This window comes from Arenibacter echinorum (genome assembly GCF_003259375.1).
GTDB lineage: Bacteria > Bacteroidota > Bacteroidia > Flavobacteriales > Flavobacteriaceae > Arenibacter > Arenibacter echinorum.
The window spans coordinates 1-1,933 of record NZ_QLLN01000021.1 but is presented as its reverse complement, the minus strand read 5'-3'; the positions used below and the strand labels follow the sequence as shown (position 1 = coordinate 1,933).

The following is a 1,933-nucleotide window of genomic DNA, read 5'->3' as shown; positions in this document are numbered from 1 at the left end:
CTCTAACCCTAAATCAAAGTACCCGTCAAAAATTACGGTTAGTCCGTCACAGATGACGAAATACCCGTCAAGATTTACGGGTAGTCCGTATCAACTGTCCCGTTTGTGGGACAGTTATCCACCAATGGCACGCAACTCAGTGAGCTTTGAGTGCCATCCTGGGAACATATCATCTTTATCTCTCCTTTCAGAACCATACCCCGCTACTTGCTGGAGTAATTCTTTGCTAATTTCCTGATTCGGCTTCAATACCAAATAGCCTGCCTTTAGATTTGTATCGGCATAAATTGCCCTTACATCACCTATTGACATTTCAACCAATACCGTAATCCTGAATAGTTGGTTGTTTTTAAACTCGATTCTACTTTCTAAAATATTGTACATTGTTATTATGTTTTTAGTTTTTGCCTGAAATTTGGTCCGATAAATCTTTGATTGCTTTGTTGCAGTATTTTTCTCTGGAGTCTATTTTTCGGTTTGATCTCTCTGTCTTCTCAAAAGATTTAATAAGTCCCTTAGCTCCTTCCATTTTGATAATTGGGAGGTGTTTAATCAATGTAGCAGGATGAATTTTCCACTTTTTATTTAACTCTCTTATTACTTTTTCATGCTCAGGGCTAGTTTTTTTCCACTTTTCTAAAGTTGCTTCAGGTGTTGTTTTTTCCTGAGTAAGAGTAAAGTTCAGCCCTATTACTGGAGGTCTTCCACGACCCGAAAACTTATCGAAAACTTTCTCAAAAGTAAACTCCAAAATTGTACCCCTCAGCTCTTCAAGTGGCTCACTAGTTGTTACTTTTATCAATCGGTTAACATCTTTATATTTTTTTTCACAATCCATTAATTTTCTGTATTCATCAAGGGATACATACCACTTACCAGTATCCCTGAAAGCTGAAAGTAACTCCCAGAACCGCATAGAATACCAACTTTCGAAATTCATGTAGTTTTGAAGTTCCCAACTGGTATGATGTGCAAGGCCAATGAAATAATCTTCTAGGGCAGGGTTCAAAGCAATAGTGATGTTTCCATTATCGTAAGACGTTTTAAATCCATCCCTTTTAGTGGTCTTGGTTGTGTCAAGGATGTTTCTTGGCTCAAACTGCTTGTTTTCAAAATCCTCAATCATCCAAACAGATGAAGCAAGTTCTACGAATGCTTTTTTACAAGCTTCATAAGCACTACCCCCTCCATCAGAACTTCGTACCACATCTGAGGCCTTAAATTCGTAGTATGGCTTTAACTTCAGATCATTACTCTGAATCTGAGCAAGAACCACTGCCATCATTCTTTTGGCCACGACAGATATTTTCCCTTGCCTTGCGAAAGTAAGATTCCAGTGCTGGGTTACCACTTCCTTTAACCGCTTCTCCTCAATGATCAAAGGAAGACTGATTTGAGTTTTTCTTTTATCCATTTCGAAATTTAATAAACCTATTTATAAAAAACAAATAGGAATAGGCGGCATAAACGTAGGTTTAATATTCAATTTGACGGCATAAACGTAGGTTTAATAGCCTGCTTTGACGGCATAAACGTAGGTTTATTCAAAAAACACCTTATAGTATCAACTATTATAGTTAAACCACTATTATAGTATGTCTTCCCAACCGCACAAAAAATGGCCTTTAAAACAAAAAAAGTCGGTACAAACCGAAAAAGCTTTTGGGGAAAAAAAATGAAAAACCAAAAACAAAAAGGGAGGGAAAAAAGCTTACGCAAGATCGGGCAACGGCAACTAAAAATATAATTTAAAACAATTCAGAATGTGACCCAACTCGGTAGATTACGATTCTTTTTTCTGGTTTTTCATCCTGCCTCCAGATGATCAGTAGATCGGGTAGAGCATGACATTCCCATCTCCCTTCATAGTTACCGCTGAGCTTGTGAGGTCTGTTACTTTCAGGGATAGCCTGATGGCCACCATCGACAAGTT

The 1,933-nt window shown here is 37.8% G+C and carries 3 protein-coding genes; all 3 read right to left on the bottom strand.

What is annotated here, in order from left to right; all coding sequences use genetic code 11:
- Positions 1–114: 114 nt before the first annotated feature.
- Positions 115–384 (bottom strand): hypothetical protein, encoded by a 270-nt coding sequence (locus tag LV92_RS21670; RefSeq protein WP_111625673.1) that lies wholly within the window; start codon positions 382–384, stop codon positions 115–117.
- 13 nt (positions 385–397) lie between these two features.
- A complete protein-coding gene (locus LV92_RS21665; RefSeq protein WP_111625672.1) occupies positions 398–1,414 on the bottom strand; it encodes a replication initiation protein in 1,017 nt (338 codons plus the stop codon).
- 334 nt (positions 1,415–1,748) lie between these two features.
- Positions 1,749–1,907: a type II toxin-antitoxin system YafQ family toxin gene (locus LV92_RS21660; protein ID WP_245946458.1), complete on the bottom strand. Its 159-nt coding sequence runs from the start codon at positions 1,905–1,907 to the stop codon at positions 1,749–1,751.
- Between the last annotated feature and the right edge of the window lie 26 nt (positions 1,908–1,933).

What these genes read in the sequence shown, in the direction of transcription:
- LV92_RS21670 (WP_111625673.1), bottom strand. Translation starts at nt 384, where the DNA reads ATGTACAATATTTTAGAAAGTAGAATCGAGTTTAAAAACAACCAACTA.
- LV92_RS21665 (WP_111625672.1), bottom strand. Translation starts at nt 1,414, where the DNA reads ATGGATAAAAGAAAAACTCAAATCAGTCTTCCTTTGATCATTGAGGAG.